This is a genomic window from Heliobacterium mobile (assembly GCF_009720735.1).
Taxonomy (GTDB): domain Bacteria; phylum Bacillota; class Desulfitobacteriia; order Heliobacteriales; family Heliobacteriaceae; genus Heliobacterium; species Heliobacterium mobile.
Genome location: NZ_WNKU01000001.1, coordinates 409,167 through 428,402 on the forward strand (window position 1 = coordinate 409,167; position 19,236 = coordinate 428,402).

Genomic DNA, 19,236 nt, shown 5'->3' on the forward strand with positions numbered 1-19,236 from the left:
CTATTTAGTTAAAAACAAGCCTACGATAATAAGAAAATTGACCTTGCCCGGAGCAAATCTCCAGCGGGGTCTTTTTTGGTTTGCACGGTATCTACAAAACTCATTGAATGTCACGGGTTTTTACCTTAACTGATTACGCAGTCTGGGAAAGAATGTTTAACCAGGGGACTAATCTTTGAATTTTAAATAAAAGGAGAACATTTTCCTTCCTGTACGTTAAATTAAAAAGAAGTAATTTCGACCTTAGAAACCAGTGGAGAAAGGATATTGGACCATTATGAACTCATTCGATAACATAAACCGCACAATCACAGCTAACGGAAGTACGGAAAAAGGAAAAAATATATACTCACTTAGCCTTATTCCTCTTGTGGCTGAAGCCTTCGGTACCTGTTCGGAGGTTTACAAAACTATTGATGATATTTACCAACGAGATAAATTCCGTTATTACCGTCTTGCAAGAGAATCGATATGGTATGATAACGATATTGTTACTTCATCCCCATTAGAAATTGAACTTTACAATAAAAAGGCGTTAGGAATTCTTTTGTCAGAGGAACAGAAGGAAATTCTATATATTATCAAACATGGATGGAAACGTATTTATTACCGGGTTAAAGATCAAAATATCCTTGATATGAAGAGCATCGATAATATTTTGGGTAAGTCCTATAACAGAGATGATACTAAAAGTGGTGCAATTATAATTGCATTGTTTTTAGCCCACATATTGAACCGGGAAATAAATTGGGATGATATAGGTCTTAAAATGTTTTATGCTAATGCTCTTCGTCGCTTAATGCACTCGTATGGACATATGAGAATAAATTATCAAGCGGCTCAATCAGCAGATAAAGAGAGAGCACAAAAACTTAGGGAAACAATAAAGGCTCGTGCTAAGATAACAAGATGGAATTACTATCATTTCTCCCGCCCGAAAGATAAAAACGCACTTAATTGGAACGACGCATACGGACTTCTGTTAGAATTAGCTCACGTTTCTGATTCTGTAGTTGAAAGCAACCAACTTTCTTTGGAAGAAATAGATAGCATATTATACACATACCTTAATGTCTTCGGTGAGTCAAATGAAAACGAAGCAGAGCAATTTTTATTTGGGGGATATTTAGTATACGCACTTTTAAAAGCATATAAACGCGTAAAGGAAACATACTGGGGTAATAACCAGGAAACCCTGTACCTCGAAATGGAAAACCTCGAAAAGCAACTGAAGAACACGGAAGCGGAAAGACAACGCCTTGAAGATATACTGAAGACTTATGAAGATAAAATAGACAAATTAAATAAAAAAGTCGAAAGCGAATACCGCCGAGCTGCCGGAGAAGTTCAGGATCAACTGCGTGCCCTCGAAAAGGAGAACGAAAAACTAAGAGCTGAAAGAGAACTCGACAAACAAGAGCTTCAATCTCTTCGGGAACTCTTCTTTAATTTGGACAAGCCAATTGAAATTACCGAAGAAGAGGGCCTTATTGACCTTTCCACCATTAACGGTGTCATTATCGGCGGTCATGACCGGTGGAGAGTTAAGATGAAAGAAAAGCTCCCACGCTGGAAATTCTTTGGCCCCGAGCAATACAACGTTGATCTAGGTATAGCTAACGCCGATATCGTATTCTTTTTTACCGGATACCTCAGTCATACCATGTACATCCCCGCAATCACCGAAGCGAGAAAATACCGTGTCCCTGTCTCGTACCTTCGCAGCGTTAACGAAGAAAACGCTCTCCAAGAAGTCAAGCACGGTTGCAGGTCAGTTACGGCATCAAATGTTCGAAGATAATCATGATTGCTCATAGAAGCTACTGTTCTGTAATTAACGAATTCAAAAAACTGTCAAATTATGTGCAAGAAATCTACCTCTAGAACGTTTTCGTAACTAACTAAGCCCCGGTTCTCATTATTTGGGAACTGAGGCTTAGTTATTGTTGTCCAGAATTTAGAAATTTTGGTCTTGAAAAAAGGAATCTTATGGTATCCGTCGAACGAATAAAATCGAATCCAGCTATTCGTTCCATTCTTTTAATGAAGTAATTATTTCTAGGAAACGTGACAGGGGTTTATGAATATTCTTTTCCCATAAGCGGACAGTCCTTATGTCAACCCCGACAAGCTTAGCGAATTCTGCCAATGTACACTCATTCATGAGTCGAATCTTTTTAATCCTCTGTCCGAGCGTATCTTCCGGAAGAAGGTCGTAACACCCTAAATACCAAGCAGATAGGCCAAGTGGTTTAGCGAGTAGTTTGAGAATCCGCAATTCGGGCTTATGTCGGTCGTTTTCAATACTACCTATCGTAGCTTTGTTTACACCAGAGGCTTCAGATAACTCCTGTGCCGTAAGATTCATTTCTTTTCGGGCTTGAAAAAGCCGTGCACCCGGTGTGGACTTACCCTCAGGTTGGGTACCTCTATGGCGGTTGGTAGAGAAGTGGGATGTCCGATTTATCGTGATATCTCCTGGGTTATTCTCTACACGCGTGTCCGTGCGGATTTTTTGGAGATGAGGAGAAAGAATGCAACTGCTCCCCTTTAGCCATTGAACGCTATCGTAACCGCATCTCCGGCCCCCTCTGGGACCGGATGGATTTGCAGGTCATGGTCTACCGACCAAAATATGAACAGTTGCGAAACTCTTCCTTAGAGAAAGAAGAATCGTCGGAGACAGTGAGAGAACGGGTAATCGCTGCTCGGGAACGGCAGTTGAGACGTAGTCCTTGGTGCAACGCCCATTTAGATGCAGAGATGATGAAGCAGGTTTGCCATATTTCAGACAAGGCGGAATCGCTTTTAGAGCAAGCTTATCGCCGATTGAACTTAAGCGGCCGGGGACTCCACCGGACCCTAAAAGTGGCCCGGACGATTGCCGATTTGCATGGTTCAGAACAAATTTCAGAAACCCATATTGCGGAAGCATTGCAGTACCGGTTGTGAAAAGCTATACATACCAGGGATTGAATCCTTGACAACAGGGTTCATTACCCGTTAATGTTAGAATCAATCTATGGCATGAATATCCAAACTTCCCGGTGGGGTTTTAATAACCCGGAGGGATAATCATGGCATCGAATACACTTCGAGAACGAGAATGCTGGGTGGCCCTTTCGGCCTTACCCGGAATCGGAGCCCGGCGGTTTTATATGCTGCTCGATCATTTTGGTACGGCCCAAGGGGCTTGGAACGCCAGTGATCAAGACTGGGATGGTGTAGCCGGGCTCAGCCGTAACGGCTGGCTACGCACGCTGCTGGCCCGGAGAAAGGGCAAACCCGAAGATCTGCTCAAACGAATTTCTCAGGGCAGCATTCAGGCCCTGACCCTTTTGGATGAAAACTATCCATCCCTATTGCGAAACGTGCCTGACCCACCGCCTGTGCTTTTTGTCAGAGGAAAACTGTTGCCGGAAGATCAGAAGGCTATCGCGATTGTAGGAACGCGCAACGCCTCCGCCTATGGGGCGAAAGTCTGCTCTCAATTGAGCCGGGATTTGGCGCGACGGGGCATTACTGTCGTCAGTGGCTTGGCCCGGGGTATCGACGGCATCGCCCATCGACAAGCACTAGAGAGCGGTGGACGGACTATTGCCGTTCTGGCCAGCGGCGTTGACATCATCTACCCGCCGGAACATCACCGTTTGGCGGAGCAGATCGTGGAACGGGGTGCTCTTGTCAGCGAATACCCTCCCGGTAAACCGCCAGAGCCGGGGCAATTTCCCGCCCGCAACCGGATCATATCAGGGTTGACAACTGGTGTGATCGTCGTCGAAGCGGGCGAGAAGTCCGGGGCGCTGATTACGGCGGATCAGGCCCTAGAACAGGGGCGGGAAGTTTTTGCTGTCCCCGGTCCGATTACACAGAGACAGAGCGCAGGTCCCCATCGGCTTATCCAGCAAGGGGCCAAGTTGATTGTATCCATTGATGATGTGTTAAATGAGGTTCCAGAGCAGCTTTCCCTGCCGATAGGCGATATGGACGAAGAAAGGACTCCCGTGACTTCGCCCGAAGAACGCATCTTTTTTCAACTCGATTGGGAACCCAAGAGCGTCGATCAATTGGTCGAACAGACAGGCTTGACCGGTTCGGAAGTCGCTTCCGTGCTGACCTTGTTAGAACTCAAAGGAATGGCCAAGGCGGTTCCAGGCGGTCGATTTGTCGCTGTATAATAGAAGGGACTGTATTCACTGCAGCCGGGCAATAATAGCCGTTAGATTTCCTGTGCGGATTTCCTATAGAAGAGATTTGAGGTGACCTGGTTGTCCAACAAGGTACTTGTCATTGTCGAATCACCTGCCAAAGCGAAGACCATCAGCAAGTTTTTAGGCCGCCGCTATCAGGTGAAGGCATCCATGGGTCACGTGCGAGACCTGCCGAAAAGCCAATTCGGCGTGGATGTGGAAAACGATTTCGAACCGAAATACATCACTATCCGCGGCAAAGGCGATCTATTAAAAGAATTGCGTTCGGCAGCCAAGAAGTCCGATCATATCTTGCTCGGCACTGACCCGGATCGTGAAGGAGAAGCGATCGCCTGGCATCTTGCTCAAGTGTTGGGGCTCGATGATAAAGAGCCCTGCCGTATCGAATTTAACGAGATCACAAAGACGGCGATTCAAAACGCTGTTAAAAACCCACGCCCTGTCGAACGCCCGCGGGTGGAAGCTCAACAGGCACGACGGATCTTAGACCGCTTGGTGGGGTATAATTTAAGCCCTCTCTTGTGGCGGAAGATCAAAAAAGGTCTCTCGGCTGGCCGGGTCCAGTCTGTTGCTGTACGCTTGATCAATGATCGCGAAGAGGAGATCAACGACTTCAAGCCCGAAGAGTATTGGACGCTCACAGCAGAAATGAAGGCGGCCAAAGGCTCTTTGAAAGCTCGCCTGACCCGGCAGGATGACGCAAAGATCGAAGTAAACAGTCAAGCCGAAATGAACCGCATTCTCGCCGAACTGGAAGGGCACCCTTTTGTCGTCAGTGAAGTGAAGACCCGGGAGAAGCGACGTAACCCGTCGGCCCCTTTCACAACCAGTTCGTTGCAGCAGGAAGCTTATCGAAAGCTCGGATTTACAGCCCGCAAAACGATGATGATCGCTCAACAGCTCTATGAAGGCCTTGACCTCGGCAAGGATGAAGGTACCGTCGGTCTGGTCACCTATATCCGTACCGATTCGGTGCGGGTCTCAGAAACGGCCATCGACGACGTGCGTACCCATATTTTAGGTCGCTTTGGCCCTGAATACGTGCCGGCGGAACCTCGCCAGTATGAAAGCAAGGGAAAAATCCAAAACGCCCATGAGGCCATCCGCCCGACAGCCGTATCGAGAGAGCCTGAGGGAATTAAGGGGATCGTCACAAATGATCAGTTTAAGTTATATAAGCTGATTTACGAACGCTTTGTGGCCAGTCAGATGAGTTCGGCTGTTCTCGATACGACGACTATCGATATCAAAGCGGCAAACTACGGTTTTCGCGCTTCCGGATCGGTGCTCAAATTCCCCGGTTTCATGAAAGTCTACATCGAGGGCAAAGACGAGGAAAGCTCTGATGATGAAGGCTTGCTGCCGGAAGTAGCCGTCGACGAAACGCTTGGCCTTAAGAAACTCGATCCGAAACAGCATTTCACCCAACCGCCACCGCGCTATACGGAAGCGACCCTCGTCAAGGCTCTTGAGGAAAAGGGGATTGGTCGTCCTTCCACCTACGCGCCGATCATTGAGACGATTGTCGCTCGGGGATATGTAGCCCGCGAGGAGAAACAGTTTTTCTTGACCGAACTTGGCGAAGTCGTCGTCGATCTGCTCAAGGAGCATTTTCCAGACATTATCGATGTAGAATTCACAGCCAGCATGGAATCGAAATTGGACTCCATCGAAGAGGAAGAGTATGAGTGGAAGAAGGTGCTCCGAGACTTTTACGAGCCTTTTCGGGAGACCTTGGAAGAAGCCGAAGAAGAAATCGGTGAGATTGAGATCGCTGATGAAGTCAGCGACCAGCTCTGTGAGGTCTGTGGAACGAATCTCGTCGTCAAACAGGGCCGCTTCGGCAAGTTTTTGGCTTGTCCCCGGTTCCCGGAGTGTCGTTTTACGAAACCCTTGCTCGAAGAGATCGGCGTGCCCTGCCCGAAATGCGGAGGCTCCGTTGTTTTGCGTCGGACAAAAAAAGGCCGCAAATTCTTCGGCTGTGCCAACTACCCTGAATGTGATTACGTATCCTGGGAACGCCCCACCGACGTGCCCTGTCCGCAATGCGGTAAATTGTTAGTTCAGAAAGAATCAAAAAAGATGGGTACCCGCCGCGTCTGTACGACCGAGGGTTGCGGTTTTGAAGAAGTTCTGCCGGAAGGTTCACCTGCCGGAACAGTGAGCCATTATAATGAAGAAAATCGTGAAGAGATCCACAGAGAAAACCATGCGGAAGCTCCCCTAGAAAACGTTAAAGAAAACCATGAAGAACAGGTGACAGCAGAGTGAAAGTAACGATTGTCGGTGCCGGTCTGGCCGGTTCCGAGGCGGCCTGGCAACTGGCCCGGCAAGGAATTCCCGTACGATTGATGGAGATGCGCCCCGGCACGATGACGCCAGCCCACAAGACGGGCGATTTTGCGGAGTTGGTCTGTTCCAATTCCCTGCGCGGAGCGGCACTGGAAAACGCCGTCGGTCTATTAAAAGAAGAGATGCGGCGGATCGGTTCGCTCATCATCGAAATGGCTGACCTACATTCGGTCCCTGCCGGAGGAGCCTTGGCGGTCGACCGCCATGCTTTTGCCGAAGCGATCACGGAACGATTGACCCAGCATCCTTTGATTGAAATCGAGCAAAAAGAAGTCCAGCAGATCCCCGAAGAGAGGCCTCTGATCATCGCCTCTGGTCCGCTGACGTCGCCGGCCCTGTCCCAGCAAATACAGGCTTTGACGGGAGAGGATTACTTCTATTTTTACGATGCGGCTGCACCGATTGTGGCCTGCGAGTCTGTCGACTTGTCTGTTGCCTTTTGGGCCTCCCGTTATGACAAAGGGGATGCTGATTACCTAAACTGTCCCATGAACGAGGAAGAATATGATCGCTTCTATCAAGCTTTGATCGAAGCGGAAGTGCATCCCCTAAAGGAGTTTGAGAAGGAGATCTATTTTGAAGGCTGCATGCCTGTAGAAGTTATGGCTAAGCGAGGGAGAGAGACACTTCTCTTTGGTCCCCTGAAGCCTGTCGGTCTCACAGACCCCCGGACTGGACGGCGGCCCTTCGCTGTCGTTCAACTGCGCAAGGAAAACCGCCAAGGCACCATGTACAATCTGGTCGGCTTTCAGACCCATCTCAAATGGCCCGACCAGAAACTGGTTTTTTCCTTAATACCTGGTTTAGAACAAGCCGAATTTGTTCGTTACGGTGTGATGCACCGCAATACTTTTATCAACAGCCCGACGCTGTTGCATCCGACCTATCAGCTTCGCATGGACCCGAACATATTCTTTGCCGGTCAAATTACCGGAGTGGAGGGCTATGTTGAGTCTGCCGCCTCCGGTCTGGCAGCGGGTCTCAATGCGGCTCGTCTCGTCAAAGGACAGGAGCCGGTGGTGTTTCCGCCCGATACGGCCATGGGAGCATTGCCCGCATACATTACGACTGCCGAAGCGAAGCACTTTCAGCCGATGAACGTCAACTATGGACTGTTCCCTTCTTTGGAAGAGAGAATCAAGGGAAAACGTCCGCGGCAACAGGCTCATGCGCAGCGGGCATTGAGACGGCTGGATGACTTCTTATCGACCTTGTAGGAGGTAACGGGGAGGGACGTAGGCAATGGCGGACGATGATATACTGCAGGCATGGGATCGCTGGATTGACCGATATGTAGACTATCTCACCGCGGAGAAAAATGTCTCCCCACACACCCGCTTTGCCTATGCAGGCGATTTAAGCCAATTGTTAGAGCTGTTGGCGATGACGGTGAAGCAAATTCCCCTCCCCCAAACGATTACGGCAAACGTACTTCGCCTTTGCTTGAATCAACTCTATCGCAGCAAGATGGAGCGTACTTCCCTCGCCCGAAAACTAGCCGCCTGGCGCGGCTTTTTTCGCTATCTGATCCGGGAAGGACAGTTGTCCCAAAACCCAATGAGCCGGATTCGGTCTCCCAAGATCGGCCGTTCCCTGCCGAAGGCGTTGAGTGAGGCGGGCATGGAGAAGCTGCTGGAAAGCTACCCGCCAGATGAGAGCGACCCAAAGGAAGTTCGTGATCGGGCTATCGTCGAACTTTTCTACGCCTCCGGTTTACGTGTCTCCGAACTGGCCGGGCTGAACCTCGGTGACGTAGACCTCCTGTCGGGCCATGTGCGGGTCCTCGGTAAAGGCGGCAAAGAACGGATCGTCCCCGTTGGGGAGATGGCGGTCCAAAGTATAACGACGTACATAGAAAAGAGCCGTCCGATCCTGAACGGGCAGAGTCAAAAAACAAGGGCGCTCTTTTTAAATCGCCAAGGCGGTCGATTGACTACTCGGGGAATACAGAACATTCTGGCTCAGATGGCGAAAAAAACAGCCCTCGATCAGCGAATCAGTCCGCACATGCTACGACATTCATTTGCAACCCATTTGCTGGACGGAGGTGCCGACCTGCGGGCTCTTCAGGAGATGCTTGGTCACAGCAAGCTTTCTACGACACAGATTTACACCCATGTATCTTCAGAACGTCTCAAACAGATCTATCAAAAAAGTCACCCGAGAGCATAAAGCTAATGGCTCACGTACTATAGAGAGGGGTTGGGCGAATTGAAGTTGATGGGTACCACGATTGTGGCAGTCAAACGCGGTAAAAACGTGGCCGTCGCTGGAGACGGGCAAATCACCTTTGGCGACCGGACCATCATGAAGGCGACAGCCCGGAAAGTGCGCCGTCTCTATCAAGGAAAAGTGATCGCAGGCATCGCCGGTTCTGTCGCCGATGCGTTGACACTGCTCGATAAACTGGAAGCGAAGATACAAGAATTCCGGGGTAACTTGATGCGTGCCGCTGTCGATCTCGCTCGGGAATGGCGAACCGACCGCTATTTACGGAAGTTAGAGGCGATGATCATCGCCGCGGACCAAGACCATCTCCTGGTCATATCGGGAAACGGCGAAGTTATTGAGCCTGATGACGGAGTGGTGGCCATTGGTTCTGGAGGCCCCTACGCTTTGGCGGCGGCGCGCGCTCTTGTTCGGCACGGCAACCTGACCCCGGCGGAAATCGTGAAGAACAGCTTGATCGTGGCTTCGGAAATCTGTGTCTACACGAATGACCGGATTACCTTAGAGGAAATCGAAGGGACGGGTGAGCAATGAGTTCGGTAAATCTGACGCCAGTGCAAATCGTAGAGGAGCTGGATCGGTATATTGTCGGACAAAAGGCAGCTAAGAAAGCGGTAGCGATTGCCCTTCGCAACCGCTACCGCCGGCAGAAGCTTTCGGAACACCTGCGCGATGAGGTGACACCGAAGAACATCCTCATGATCGGCCCCACCGGAGTGGGCAAAACGGAAATCGCCCGGCGGTTGGCCCGACTTGTCAATGCGCCTTTTGTCAAGGTAGAAGCGACAAAATTCACGGAAGTGGGATATGTTGGAAGAGATGTAGAATCGATGGTCCGCGACCTCGTGGAAACGGCTATCCGTATGGTAAAAGCGGAGCAACTGGAGAAAGTGCAGACGAAGGCCGAGGCCGAGGCGGAAGAACGTCTCGTCGAACTGCTGGTCCCTGCGCCGAAACCTACCCGCACGATGAACAACCCCTTCGAAATGCTCTTCGGTGGAACGCAGACACCAGCGACCACTTCCACAAGCGATCCTGATATCCGAGAGAAACGGGCTATCGTCCAGCAAAAGCTCAAACGAATGGAGTTAGAAGATAACCTGTTGGAAGTCGAAGTAGAAGACAACGGGACACCTCTTGGCGATATGTTTGCCGGATCCGGTATGGACGAAATGGGAATGAATATACAGAATATGATCGGCCAAATGTTCCCCAAAGGCAAAAAGAAACGCCGCGTCACTGTCCGGGAGGCTCGCCGGATCCTGGCGATTCAGGAAGCACAAAAATTGATCGACATGGACGCCGTCCATCGGGAAGCCATCGAAAGAGCGGAACAGACGGGGATCATTTTTTTGGATGAGATCGACAAAATCGCCTCACGGGAAGGCGGTCATGGGCCCGATGTATCCCGCGGCGGAGTTCAGCGGGATATCCTGCCGATTGTAGAAGGTTCCACGGTGATGACCAAATATGGTCCTGTGAAGACCGACCATGTGCTCTTTATCGCCGCAGGCGCTTTTCATGTGTCAAAACCGTCCGATTTGATACCGGAATTGCAGGGCCGTTTTCCACTACGTGTTGAATTAGAAGCATTGAGTCAAGAGGATTTCCAACGGATTTTGACGGAACCGGAAAACTCCCTCTTAAAGCAATATGTCGCCCTGTTGTCCACCGAAAACATTGAATTGACCTTCGCTGCTGACGCTGTAGAGGCGATGGCTTCGATCGCCTACCGTGTGAATGGACAGACGGAGAATATCGGCGCCAGACGTTTGCATACCATCTTGGAAAAAGTCTTGGAAGATCTCTCCTTTGACGCCCCCAATTTAACAGAGAAAAATGTAGTCATTGACAAAGAGTATGTAGAGACAAGACTGGAAAGTATATTACAACGTGAAGATTTAAGTAGATATATTTTGTGAAAAGCGTTATAATAAACATCTAGAATGGACAATTCGGATTTACTTTCGATGTTTGAATCGTAATATATTTACACATTACTTAAGGAGGCTACTGGGGGAGTTATGCGAACCTTACTAGAAAAAACTAGAATGGTGAATCGGCTCATACAAAAGTCTGCCGGCCATCCGGTTAACTTTGAGGAAATGGCCAAGATCACCAGTGAACTCATCACCGCCAATTGTTACATCATCGGTCGCCGGGGAAAAATACTAGGTTATTCCTTTATGCCCCATTTCAATTGTGACATCATGGTGGATATTGTCCAGCATACAGAACGATTTCCCGAAAGCTATAACCAAGATCTGATGCGGATCAGCGAAACACAGGCGAACTTCTGCCAAGTTTCTAATGCTTGTGTTTTTAATTATGGCGAGCAGTGTTCTTATGGTCACAAACTCATGACCGTCACACCCATTCTCGGTGGTGGTCAGCGCCTAGGCACGCTCGTGTTGGCGAAGTATAATGAGGAGTTTACCGACGAAGACCTCATCCTAGCCGAATATGCCGCTACGGTCGTCGGTATGGAGATCCTCCGGGCCAAGGCCGAACGGATGGAAGAAGAGGCCCGGAAAAAAGCAGCCGTACAGATTGCTATCGGCACATTGTCCTACAGTGAGTTGGAAGCGGTGGAACACATCTTCTCTGAACTGGAAGGCAATGAGGGGTTGCTCGTGGCGTCGAAGATTGCCGACCGTGTCGGGATTACTCGTTCGGTTATTGTCAACGCCTTGCGCAAGTTCGAAAGTGCCGGTGTGATTGAATCCAAATCCTTGGGCATGAAAGGCACTTACATTCGAATTTTGAACGATAATTTGATGGAAGAGCTGGAAAAGCTTCGTCATTGATCCTTCGATTATAGAGGTGCAGATAAGTATTAAAAGAATCATTTTTTAATAAAAAAGAAGGCGATCTGTCTCGAACAGAAGCCTTCTTTTTTGTCTTTTCCAAAGGGCAATTGCTTTTCTTATTTAAAGCGGCTGGAAAAGAGGATTTATCTGCGTGACAGCGAAGATAGAGAAGCAGTAATGGACATGTGACCGAACAAAGGAATCAATGGTCACCGAAGATAAAAAGTTGAACAAACATGGATGGAAAAATCAAACGAGGTGAGCCCATGGCGGGATTTTTAGACCTACCTACAGTTCGTATTTTGGAGCGTGGCCTTGATGCGTCTTCTCTACGCCATCAGGCTATATCAGACAACCTAGCCAATATTGATACGCCTGGTTATAAGCGCAAAGAAGTGGTTTTTGAGGACGAATTGGCTTCTGCCTTACGTGGAGACGGCTTTCAAGGCAAGCTAACCCACCCTAAGCATATCCCCTTGAGCTCTTCTTCGAACGCCAGTGCCAAAATGGTTACCCAAGAAGATCAAGAGTATCGCAATGATAAAAACAACGTAGATGTTGACAGAGAAATGGCATTGTTGGCAAAGAATACCCTGTGGTATGATGGAATGGTCAGTCTGGCCTCGCAGAAATTGTCGACACTGAAAAGTACCATCCGGGAGGTGCGTTAAGCTATGCGTTTTCTCAGTTCCATTGATACCAGCGCTTCCGGGTTGACAGCCCAGCGTTTTCGCATGGACATTATATCTAACAACTTAGCCAATGTGAATACGACTCGCAGCGGCAATACCGATGCTGATGGTGTACTTCCCTACCGCCGTCAGGTACCTGTTTTTGCTGCTCGGGCGAATGAAGTAGATTCCTTTGCTTCTGCCTTATCGAAAGCCCAAGATGGACAGATGGCGACCGGCTCCGGCGTACGGGTCGTCGGAGTGGTCGACGATGAAGCTCCCTTTAAACTTGTTTACGATCCCCAGCACCCGGATGCGATGAAAACCGGCCCGCAGGCTGGCTATGTGCGTATGCCGAACGTGAACACCGTCACGGAAATGGTCGATATGATCTCGGCTACCCGTGCTTACGAAGCTAACGTCACCGCTGTCAACGCAGCTAAATCAATGGCCATGAAAGCTTTGGAAATCGGTAAAGCCTAATTAATTTAGTACTAAATACCTAATCACTTTTTCCGTTTTGTCTGTTAAGATAGGTAGTGTATTTACGGAGGCGTTAAAATGATGGAACTACCGGTCCGTTTCGAGCAGTTGCTTCCTTATTCCACCAATACGAATAAAGGGAAGTTGGCTGCCGGAACCGAAGAGTCGAATACTTCCGGACAAAGTTTTTCCGCCATGCTTAAGGACGCTGTACAAGGTGTGAATACCGCTCAAAATGAGGCGGATAAAATGGCAGCGGAATTTGCTGCAGGCCGTTCTACCGATGTACATACCGTCATGCTCGCGACGGAAAAAGCCAATATCGCCATGCAGTTTACGATTCAAGTCCGCAACCAGGCGATGGAAGCATATCGTGAAATTATGAGAATGCAGGTCTAATTTGCAAGGAACGGTGAAGGGCTGCTGAAACATGAATGATATGATAGAACGGTTGCGCAGCCAATTAAATGAGTTGATGGGTCGCTTTTCTCGCCAGCAAAAGATGATCATGGCGGGCGCTTTTGCAGCTATTCTAATCTCCTTAGTTGCTTTTGTCTATTTGGCTGGAAGGCCTGACTATGTGCCTCTGTTTACGAACCTTGAGCCGGCCGATGCAGGTGCCATTCGGGCGAAACTTCAGGAGGCAAAAGCGGACTTTACCGTTTCTGACGATGGGAAAACCATCATGGTCCCATCGAAAGACCAGGCTAATCTTCGACTCGAAATGGCTGCTGCGAACCTTCCCAAGGGAACCGGTTGGGGATATGAGTCCTTTAACGAAAGCCGGTTTGGTGAAACCGAAAAAGAAAAAGATATTCGTCTAAAGGTGGCCACCGAAACCGAACTGGCCCGCACCCTCCAAAACATACCGGGTGTACAAAACGCTCGAGTGATGATCGTTCCGGCAGCGGATTCGTTGTTCAAAGATAAAGCGACCGATGCCACTGCTTCAGTCATGTTGATTTTGAAACCGTACACTGAATTGGAAGAAAAGCAAATCCGAGGCATAGTGCATTTGGTTTCACATAGCGTAAAACAATTAAAACCAGAAAATGTGACTGTCGTCGACAATTCGGGCAATGTCTTGTCGGAGGGATTATTTACCGCAACGGGGCCCGATAAAATCAATGTAGACGGTCTGACTCGTGCTCAGATGCAGGCCAAAAAGGATTATGAAACCCACTTGGAACAAAAAGCCCAGGATATGCTGAACCGTGCCATGGGTGCCGGAAATGCTGTCGTAAAAGTGGCCACCGAATTAGACTTTTCTCAACAAGAGGTTACCGATACGCGATTAGGCAAACCGGTCCCAGTCTCAACCCGTGAGACGACGGAAGCCGGGCAAGGCTCTACCGCTTCGGGTACTCCGGGGACAAGTGCGAATATACCGACGCAACAAACGACGAACAACGGAACGAGCAGTTATAATAAATCAGATAATATTGTCAATAACGAAATACCGAAAACGGAAACTCATACAGTAACACCTCCTGGCTCTGTAAAACGACTGAGTGTTTCCGTAATGGTGAACCGGACGTTGGAACCTGAACAGACGCAACAACTAGAAAAAGCGGTAGCCCAAGCTGTGGGGATCAAATACCCTGTTGAGCCAGTTGCGGTAGGTCAACAACCGCCCGCGCGGGTCGAACAAATCAGCGTCGTCGGGATACCTTTCGATCGTTCGGCTGTTGATGAGATGAATCGCCTGGCAGAGTCTGAAAAATCCTTTCAACGCTATTTGATGATTGGGGCCGCCGTTCTGGCCTTGGCTGCCATTATAGGAGCTGTCTTACTCGGCCGCAGGATGATGGCTCGTCGTAAGCCAGCCTCAGCACCGGAAGAAATCCCCTCTTTGGCCTTTGAAACACCTGTTCCTACTCCGCCGGAGTTGGAATTGACGCCGGAAGAAAAAGAAAAGTTGGCAATGCGTGAACAGATCGAGCAATTGACCGATTCTGATCCGGAAGCTATCGCTCGTGTATTGAAAACATGGCTAACAGACGACTCGAGGTGATGTTGTGACTGCCAAATCGGCACTGTCTGGAAAACAAAAAGCGGCTATCTTGCTTATTTCCTTAGGCCCTGAGAAGTCGGCCAAGATCTTTAAGCATCTCAAGGAAGAAGAAATTGAGCAGATGACCCTCGAGATCGCCAATATCCGCAAAGTTTTACCTGAAAATCGCGATATAGTCTTTGATGAATTTCACCAGTTGTTCATGGCGCAGGAGTATATAAACTCTGGTGGGATTGACTACGCCAAGGAAGTCTTGGAGAAGGCTTTGGGTCCGCAAAAGGCCGTTGAGATCATCAATCGGCTGACCCAGTCGCTCCAAGTTCGTCCCTTTGAATTTATCCGACGAACTGATCCGGGGCAACTGCTTAACTTCATCCAATCGGAACACTCCCAGACGATTGCACTCATTTTAGCTTATTTGAATGCGGATCAAGCTTCGATCATCATGTCAGCGCTCCCTCCGGAACGGCAGGCGGAAATCGCTCGTCGTATTGCCCTGATGGACCGTACCTCTCCGGAAGTCATCCGCGAGGTGGAAATGGTTTTAGAGAGGAAATTATCCTCACTCGTTTCTCAAGAGCATACCAGTGCCGGCGGTCTCGACACTGTGGTAGACATGCTCAACCGGGTCGATCGCGGTACAGAAAAATCCATTATGGAAGCACTGGAGATTCAAGATCCTGAATTGGCAGAAGAGATCAAGAAACGCATGTTTGTCTTTGAAGATATTATCATGCTGGATGATCGCTCGATCCAGCAGGTCTTGCGGGAAGTGGATACGAAAGATTTGGCTCTCGCCCTCAAAGGTTCCAGCGAAGAAGTCGTTCAGAAAATCTTCAAAAACGTATCCAAACGAGCTGGTGAAATGCTGCGTGAAGATATGGAATTCATGGGCCCTGTCCGCCTCCGTGACGTAGAGGAAGCTCAACAACGGATTGTTAACGTAATACGCAAGCTGGAAGAAGCCGGTGAAATCGTCATTGCTCGCGGCGGAGGAGATGAATTGATTGTCTAAGGTTATCAAGTCATCGATCCTTCGAACTAACTCGCCTAAAGTACTCGATATCCTTCCTGTTTCTTTCCTACCTCAGCAGATTCTTCCGGAGATAGAACCGGAGAAAACGGTCGATCCGGTTCAACTCGCTGAAGCTGAGGCGGAACGTATCATGGAAGAGACTCGCTTAGCTGTTCAAGATCTTTTAAATATGGCAAAAGAGCAGGCTAATTCCATCCTTGCTGAAGCGCATCGACAAGCGGAAGAAATCACTTTTTTAGCAGGGCAGGAAGCAGAAACGCTTCGACGCTCAAAATCGGAACAAGGCTACCAAGAAGGTTACAGAAAAGCAATCGAACAAGCGCAGAGTCAAGCCGAAGCGATCATCAACGACGCTCATCATGAGGTGGAAACGGCAAGACAAGCTAAACTTACCTATATAAATAGCAAAGAACCAGAAATCGTCGAACTTTCTATCCAGATCGCTGAGAAAATCTTGCAATATGAAATTGCCAATAAGCCCGATGTAGTGTTGAATATCGCTATGAACGCGATTAACAAAGTTCGAGACATGAGCGCCGTTGTATTAAAAGTTCATCCTCAAGATTATCCACTCGTTCAAACGGCCAAACCGGAATTGATGCGCTTGATCAAAGGGTTGCGTACGTTGACGGTGGAAATGGATGAAACAGTTGATCGCGGCGGCTGTATTATCGATACCAGCCACGGCTATGTAGACGCACGGATAGAGGCGCAGTTGGAAGAAGTCTCAAGAGTGATACGTGAAGTCATGCACAGCTAGGGGAATGGCGCAATGCAAAAGTACATGCAAGCGATACGCAACATGGACCCGGTGCGCATGAACGGGAAAGTATCCCAAGTCATCGGACTCGTCGTCCAATCGGATGGTCCCAGCGCCAACTTGGGAGAATTGTGCCTCGTTTCTACGCAATCGAAAACCGAGTGGGTTCGAGCTGAAGTGGTTGGCTTTCGGGAAAAAAAGACCTTGCTTATGCCCCTGGGAAACATGGCCGGTATAGGTCCAGGATCTCAAGTCTTAGCCACAGGCGATGAATTAAAAATTCCTGTCGGCTATCCCCTGCTCGGTCGAATACTCGACGGATTGGGTAACCCGATGGATGGATTAGGCCCTGTTCCTGTCGATGAAACTTATCCACTCGTAGCAGATCCTCCGAATCCTCTGACCCGTCAGCGGATTCGACAGTCCCTTTCTTTGGGAGTAAAAGCGATGGACGGCCTTTTGACTTGTGGCAAAGGTCAGCGGATGGGGATCTTCGCCGGTTCGGGTGTCGGAAAAAGTACTTTATTGGGGATGATCGCCCGGAACACGACGGCCGACATAAACGTCATCGGTTTAATTGGTGAACGGGGGCGAGAAGTCCGAGAGTTTATCGAAAAAGATCTAGGGCCCGAGGGGTTAGCTCGGTCAGTAATCGTCGTGGCTACATCAGATCAACCAGCGCTCGTGCGGTTAAAAGGAGCTCTTGTGGCGACCGCTATTGCCGAGTACTTCCGAGATCAAGGCAAAGATGTGATGCTGATGATGGACTCGGTGACTCGCTTTGCCATGGCTCAACGGGAAGTTGGGTTGGCCGTAGGGGAACCACCAGCGACACGTGGATATACGCCTTCCGTTTTCGCCCTTCTGCCCAAGCTGCTGGAACGTTCCGGTACATCTCACAACGGAACCATCACGGGGCTGTACACAGTGTTGGTGGACGGTGATGACATGAATGAACCAATTGCCGATGCCGTTCGTGGGATCTTAGATGGGCATGTCATCCTTTCCAGAGATTTGGCCGCCCAAAACCATTATCCAGCCATCGATGTGCTCAGTAGTGTAAGCCGTGTTATGATCGAGTTGATCGAACCGGAACACCGCGACGTGGCCGCCCAATTGCGTCAAGTATTAGCTACATACCGGGAAGCTAAAGACTTGATCGATATCGGAGCCTATCAACGAGGGGCCAACCCGCGAATCGACTATGCCCTAAATAAGATCGAAGCCTGTCGCACTTTTTTACGTCAGGATATTTATGAATCAGTGCCTTTTAGAGAATCGGTCCAGCAGATTAAGGATATCTTTGCCCGATGAAACCCTTTCGATTTAAGTTACAAGCAGCTTTGAGCCTAAAGTTGCGTCAAGAGGATATACTCAAGGGAGATTTGCAGCGGCAACAAAAAGCCATTGAAGCTTTAGAGGATGAGCTGCGGGAAACGCGAAAAAAATGGCGGAAGCTATCGATAATATTCGCCCCACTCCTGGAGATGTTTTTGACGTAGAAGCGAGGCTTTTTTTTAATCAATTCTGGCTTAAACTCAAGTCAACAGAGAACCGTCAGATTTCGGAAATTGAATCGGCACGGGAAAGTCTCGCCAAGTTACGGCAGCAATTGATGGAAACAATGCGCGAACGCAAAATACTAGAAAAGTTGCGAGAAAAACACCTAGCCGATTATCAACGTGAGCTTCTGAGGGAAGAACAAAAACTCCTTGATGAAATGGCACTCAGTCGATACATTCGCAATGAAAATACACAGGGATAGGGGGGGAGAAAGTGCCTGAAAAGCTAGGTAGTCAGGAAAAACAAGGGATGTCCAATCTGAAACTGTTTTTCATTTTGGCCGTACCTGTTATGCTTCTAGCTGCCTTGGCGGCGGCACAGACTGTCGGAGCCGTCGATATCATCCCTTACCTCCGTCAAATCCCTGTTGTGGGAACGATGATACCTAAGAGTGATCCTGCGAAGCAAGGTTCCCAGCAAACCTTGGAAGAAGCTCGTATCGCCCGACTAGAAGCGGAAAAAGCTGACTTGGATGCGAAATTGACGGAAGTACAATCTAAAGCAACAACCCCGGTTCCCCAAGACAGCCAGGTTTTGAAAGAAAAAGCCGATTTGGAGAAACAAGTAGCAGACTTAAAAAATCAAATTGATAAAGAAAACCACGTAAAATTAGACACACAAAAACTAGCTGAGCGCCTTTCTGCTATGAAACCGGCGAGTGCCGCCAAAATTATGGAGAACTTACCTGACGATACCGTGAACAGCTTACTCAATCAAATGGACATAGACGTAGCCGCAAAAATAACAGCTGCTTTAGATCCTGTTCGTGCGGCCCGATTGACGATGCCAACGGGTGGTGAAGATCAAGAGACACGCCAAAAAGCTGATGCTGATCTAAAGCGAAGTCAACTGTCCAAAGCCAACTATCAAAACATCGGCAAGTCCTTAGCTGCCATGAAGGTGGAAGATGCTGCTGCCGTCATCGAACAACTGCCCGATGACATCAGCGTCTCGATCCTTTGCGAAATGGATCAAACGGCTACCGGAAAGATACTATCCGAACTGGCTTCCATCAATCCGGAACGAGCAGCTCGCCTCGTTGCTTTAATGGGGCGGACCGTATAATATCCTTTCTGTTTCATTCGAAAGGGGGGATGCCAGTAAGCC

At 48.9% G+C, this 19,236-nt stretch carries 19 protein-coding genes; 18 read left to right on the plus strand and 1 reads right to left on the minus strand.

Going from position 1 to position 19,236, the window contains the following annotated elements; all coding sequences use genetic code 11:
* Positions 1 to 277: 277 nt before the first annotated feature.
* Positions 278 to 1,801 carry a DUF2325 domain-containing protein gene (locus tag GJ688_RS02120; protein WP_170291567.1) on the plus strand — a complete coding sequence of 508 codons (1,524 nt, stop codon included), beginning with the start codon at positions 278 to 280 and terminating at the stop codon, positions 1,799 to 1,801.
* A 222-nt stretch (positions 1,802 to 2,023) separates the two neighbouring features.
* Here GJ688_RS02120 and GJ688_RS21495 read toward each other — a convergent pair whose 3' ends face one another.
* Positions 2,024 to 2,536: a helix-turn-helix domain-containing protein gene (locus GJ688_RS21495; RefSeq protein ID WP_456237460.1), complete on the minus strand. Its 513-nt coding sequence runs from the start codon at positions 2,534 to 2,536 to the stop codon at positions 2,024 to 2,026.
* Between GJ688_RS21495 and GJ688_RS02130 the strand changes: the two genes are divergently transcribed.
* The 17 genes from GJ688_RS02130 to GJ688_RS02210 all read left to right on the plus strand — a co-directional run bounded on the left by GJ688_RS02130 (position 2,479) and on the right by GJ688_RS02210 (position 19,194).
* Complete coding sequence (locus GJ688_RS02130) at positions 2,479 to 2,952, plus strand: magnesium chelatase subunit ChlI family protein (RefSeq protein ID WP_155474855.1); 474 nt, start codon at positions 2,479 to 2,481, stop codon at positions 2,950 to 2,952. The two genes, GJ688_RS21495 and GJ688_RS02130, sit on opposite strands and share 58 nt — an antisense overlap.
* A gap of 125 nt (positions 2,953 to 3,077) precedes the next feature.
* A complete protein-coding gene (gene dprA / locus GJ688_RS02135; RefSeq protein ID WP_155474856.1) occupies positions 3,078 to 4,178 on the plus strand; it encodes a DNA-processing protein DprA in 1,101 nt (366 codons plus the stop codon).
* A 90-nt stretch (positions 4,179 to 4,268) separates the two neighbouring features.
* A complete protein-coding gene (gene topA / locus GJ688_RS02140; RefSeq protein ID WP_155474957.1) occupies positions 4,269 to 6,482 on the plus strand; it encodes a type I DNA topoisomerase in 2,214 nt (737 codons plus the stop codon).
* Positions 6,479 to 7,780 carry a methylenetetrahydrofolate--tRNA-(uracil(54)-C(5))-methyltransferase (FADH(2)-oxidizing) TrmFO gene (gene trmFO / locus GJ688_RS02145; RefSeq protein ID WP_170291568.1) on the plus strand — a complete coding sequence of 434 codons (1,302 nt, stop codon included), beginning with the start codon at positions 6,479 to 6,481 and terminating at the stop codon, positions 7,778 to 7,780. Before topA ends, trmFO begins: the two co-directional genes overlap by 4 nt.
* 25 nt (positions 7,781 to 7,805) lie before the next feature.
* A complete protein-coding gene (gene xerC / locus GJ688_RS02150) occupies positions 7,806 to 8,735 on the plus strand; it encodes a tyrosine recombinase XerC (RefSeq protein WP_155474857.1) in 930 nt (309 codons plus the stop codon).
* A gap of 48 nt (positions 8,736 to 8,783) precedes the next feature.
* Complete coding sequence (gene hslV, locus GJ688_RS02155) at positions 8,784 to 9,326, plus strand: ATP-dependent protease subunit HslV (RefSeq protein WP_155474959.1); 543 nt, start codon at positions 8,784 to 8,786, stop codon at positions 9,324 to 9,326.
* Positions 9,323 to 10,714, plus strand: a complete 1,392-nt coding sequence (hslU, locus tag GJ688_RS02160; protein ID WP_155474858.1) for an ATP-dependent protease ATPase subunit HslU — start codon at positions 9,323 to 9,325, stop codon at positions 10,712 to 10,714. The genes hslV and hslU overlap by 4 nt, the downstream gene beginning before the upstream one ends.
* A 102-nt stretch (positions 10,715 to 10,816) precedes the next feature.
* Entirely contained in the window at positions 10,817 to 11,599 is a 783-nt protein-coding gene (codY, locus tag GJ688_RS02165) for a GTP-sensing pleiotropic transcriptional regulator CodY (RefSeq protein WP_155474859.1), read from the plus strand.
* A 239-nt stretch (positions 11,600 to 11,838) separates the two neighbouring features.
* The gene (gene flgB / locus GJ688_RS02170) at positions 11,839 to 12,273 is read left to right on the plus strand and encodes a flagellar basal body rod protein FlgB (RefSeq protein WP_155474860.1); all 435 of its coding nucleotides are present in this window, start codon (positions 11,839 to 11,841) and stop codon (positions 12,271 to 12,273) included.
* Positions 12,274 to 12,276: 3 nt separating this feature from the next.
* Positions 12,277 to 12,756 carry a flagellar basal body rod protein FlgC gene (flgC, locus tag GJ688_RS02175; RefSeq protein WP_155474861.1) on the plus strand — a complete coding sequence of 160 codons (480 nt, stop codon included), beginning with the start codon at positions 12,277 to 12,279 and terminating at the stop codon, positions 12,754 to 12,756.
* A gap of 78 nt (positions 12,757 to 12,834) precedes the next feature.
* Positions 12,835 to 13,155, plus strand: a complete 321-nt coding sequence (fliE, locus tag GJ688_RS02180) for a flagellar hook-basal body complex protein FliE (protein ID WP_235910661.1) — start codon at positions 12,835 to 12,837, stop codon at positions 13,153 to 13,155.
* Between the two features lie 31 nt (positions 13,156 to 13,186).
* Positions 13,187 to 14,770, plus strand: coding sequence for a flagellar basal-body MS-ring/collar protein FliF (fliF, locus tag GJ688_RS02185; protein WP_155474862.1), 1,584 nt, complete (start codon positions 13,187 to 13,189; stop codon positions 14,768 to 14,770).
* A 4-nt stretch (positions 14,771 to 14,774) separates the two neighbouring features.
* The gene (gene fliG / locus GJ688_RS02190; protein WP_170291569.1) at positions 14,775 to 15,785 is read left to right on the plus strand and encodes a flagellar motor switch protein FliG; all 1,011 of its coding nucleotides are present in this window, start codon (positions 14,775 to 14,777) and stop codon (positions 15,783 to 15,785) included.
* Positions 15,778 to 16,566 carry a FliH/SctL family protein gene (locus GJ688_RS02195; RefSeq protein ID WP_155474863.1) on the plus strand — a complete coding sequence of 263 codons (789 nt, stop codon included), beginning with the start codon at positions 15,778 to 15,780 and terminating at the stop codon, positions 16,564 to 16,566. Before fliG ends, GJ688_RS02195 begins: the two co-directional genes overlap by 8 nt.
* Positions 16,567 to 16,578: 12 nt before the next feature.
* A complete protein-coding gene (fliI, locus tag GJ688_RS02200) occupies positions 16,579 to 17,880 on the plus strand; it encodes a flagellar protein export ATPase FliI (RefSeq protein WP_155474864.1) in 1,302 nt (433 codons plus the stop codon).
* Positions 17,881 to 18,013: 133 nt separating this feature from the next.
* The gene (gene fliJ, locus GJ688_RS02205; protein WP_155474865.1) at positions 18,014 to 18,331 is read left to right on the plus strand and encodes a flagellar export protein FliJ; all 318 of its coding nucleotides are present in this window, start codon (positions 18,014 to 18,016) and stop codon (positions 18,329 to 18,331) included.
* An 11-nt stretch (positions 18,332 to 18,342) separates the two neighbouring features.
* Positions 18,343 to 19,194 carry a magnesium transporter MgtE N-terminal domain-containing protein gene (locus tag GJ688_RS02210; protein WP_155474866.1) on the plus strand — a complete coding sequence of 284 codons (852 nt, stop codon included), beginning with the start codon at positions 18,343 to 18,345 and terminating at the stop codon, positions 19,192 to 19,194.
* The last annotated feature ends 42 nt before the right edge of the window (positions 19,195 to 19,236 follow it).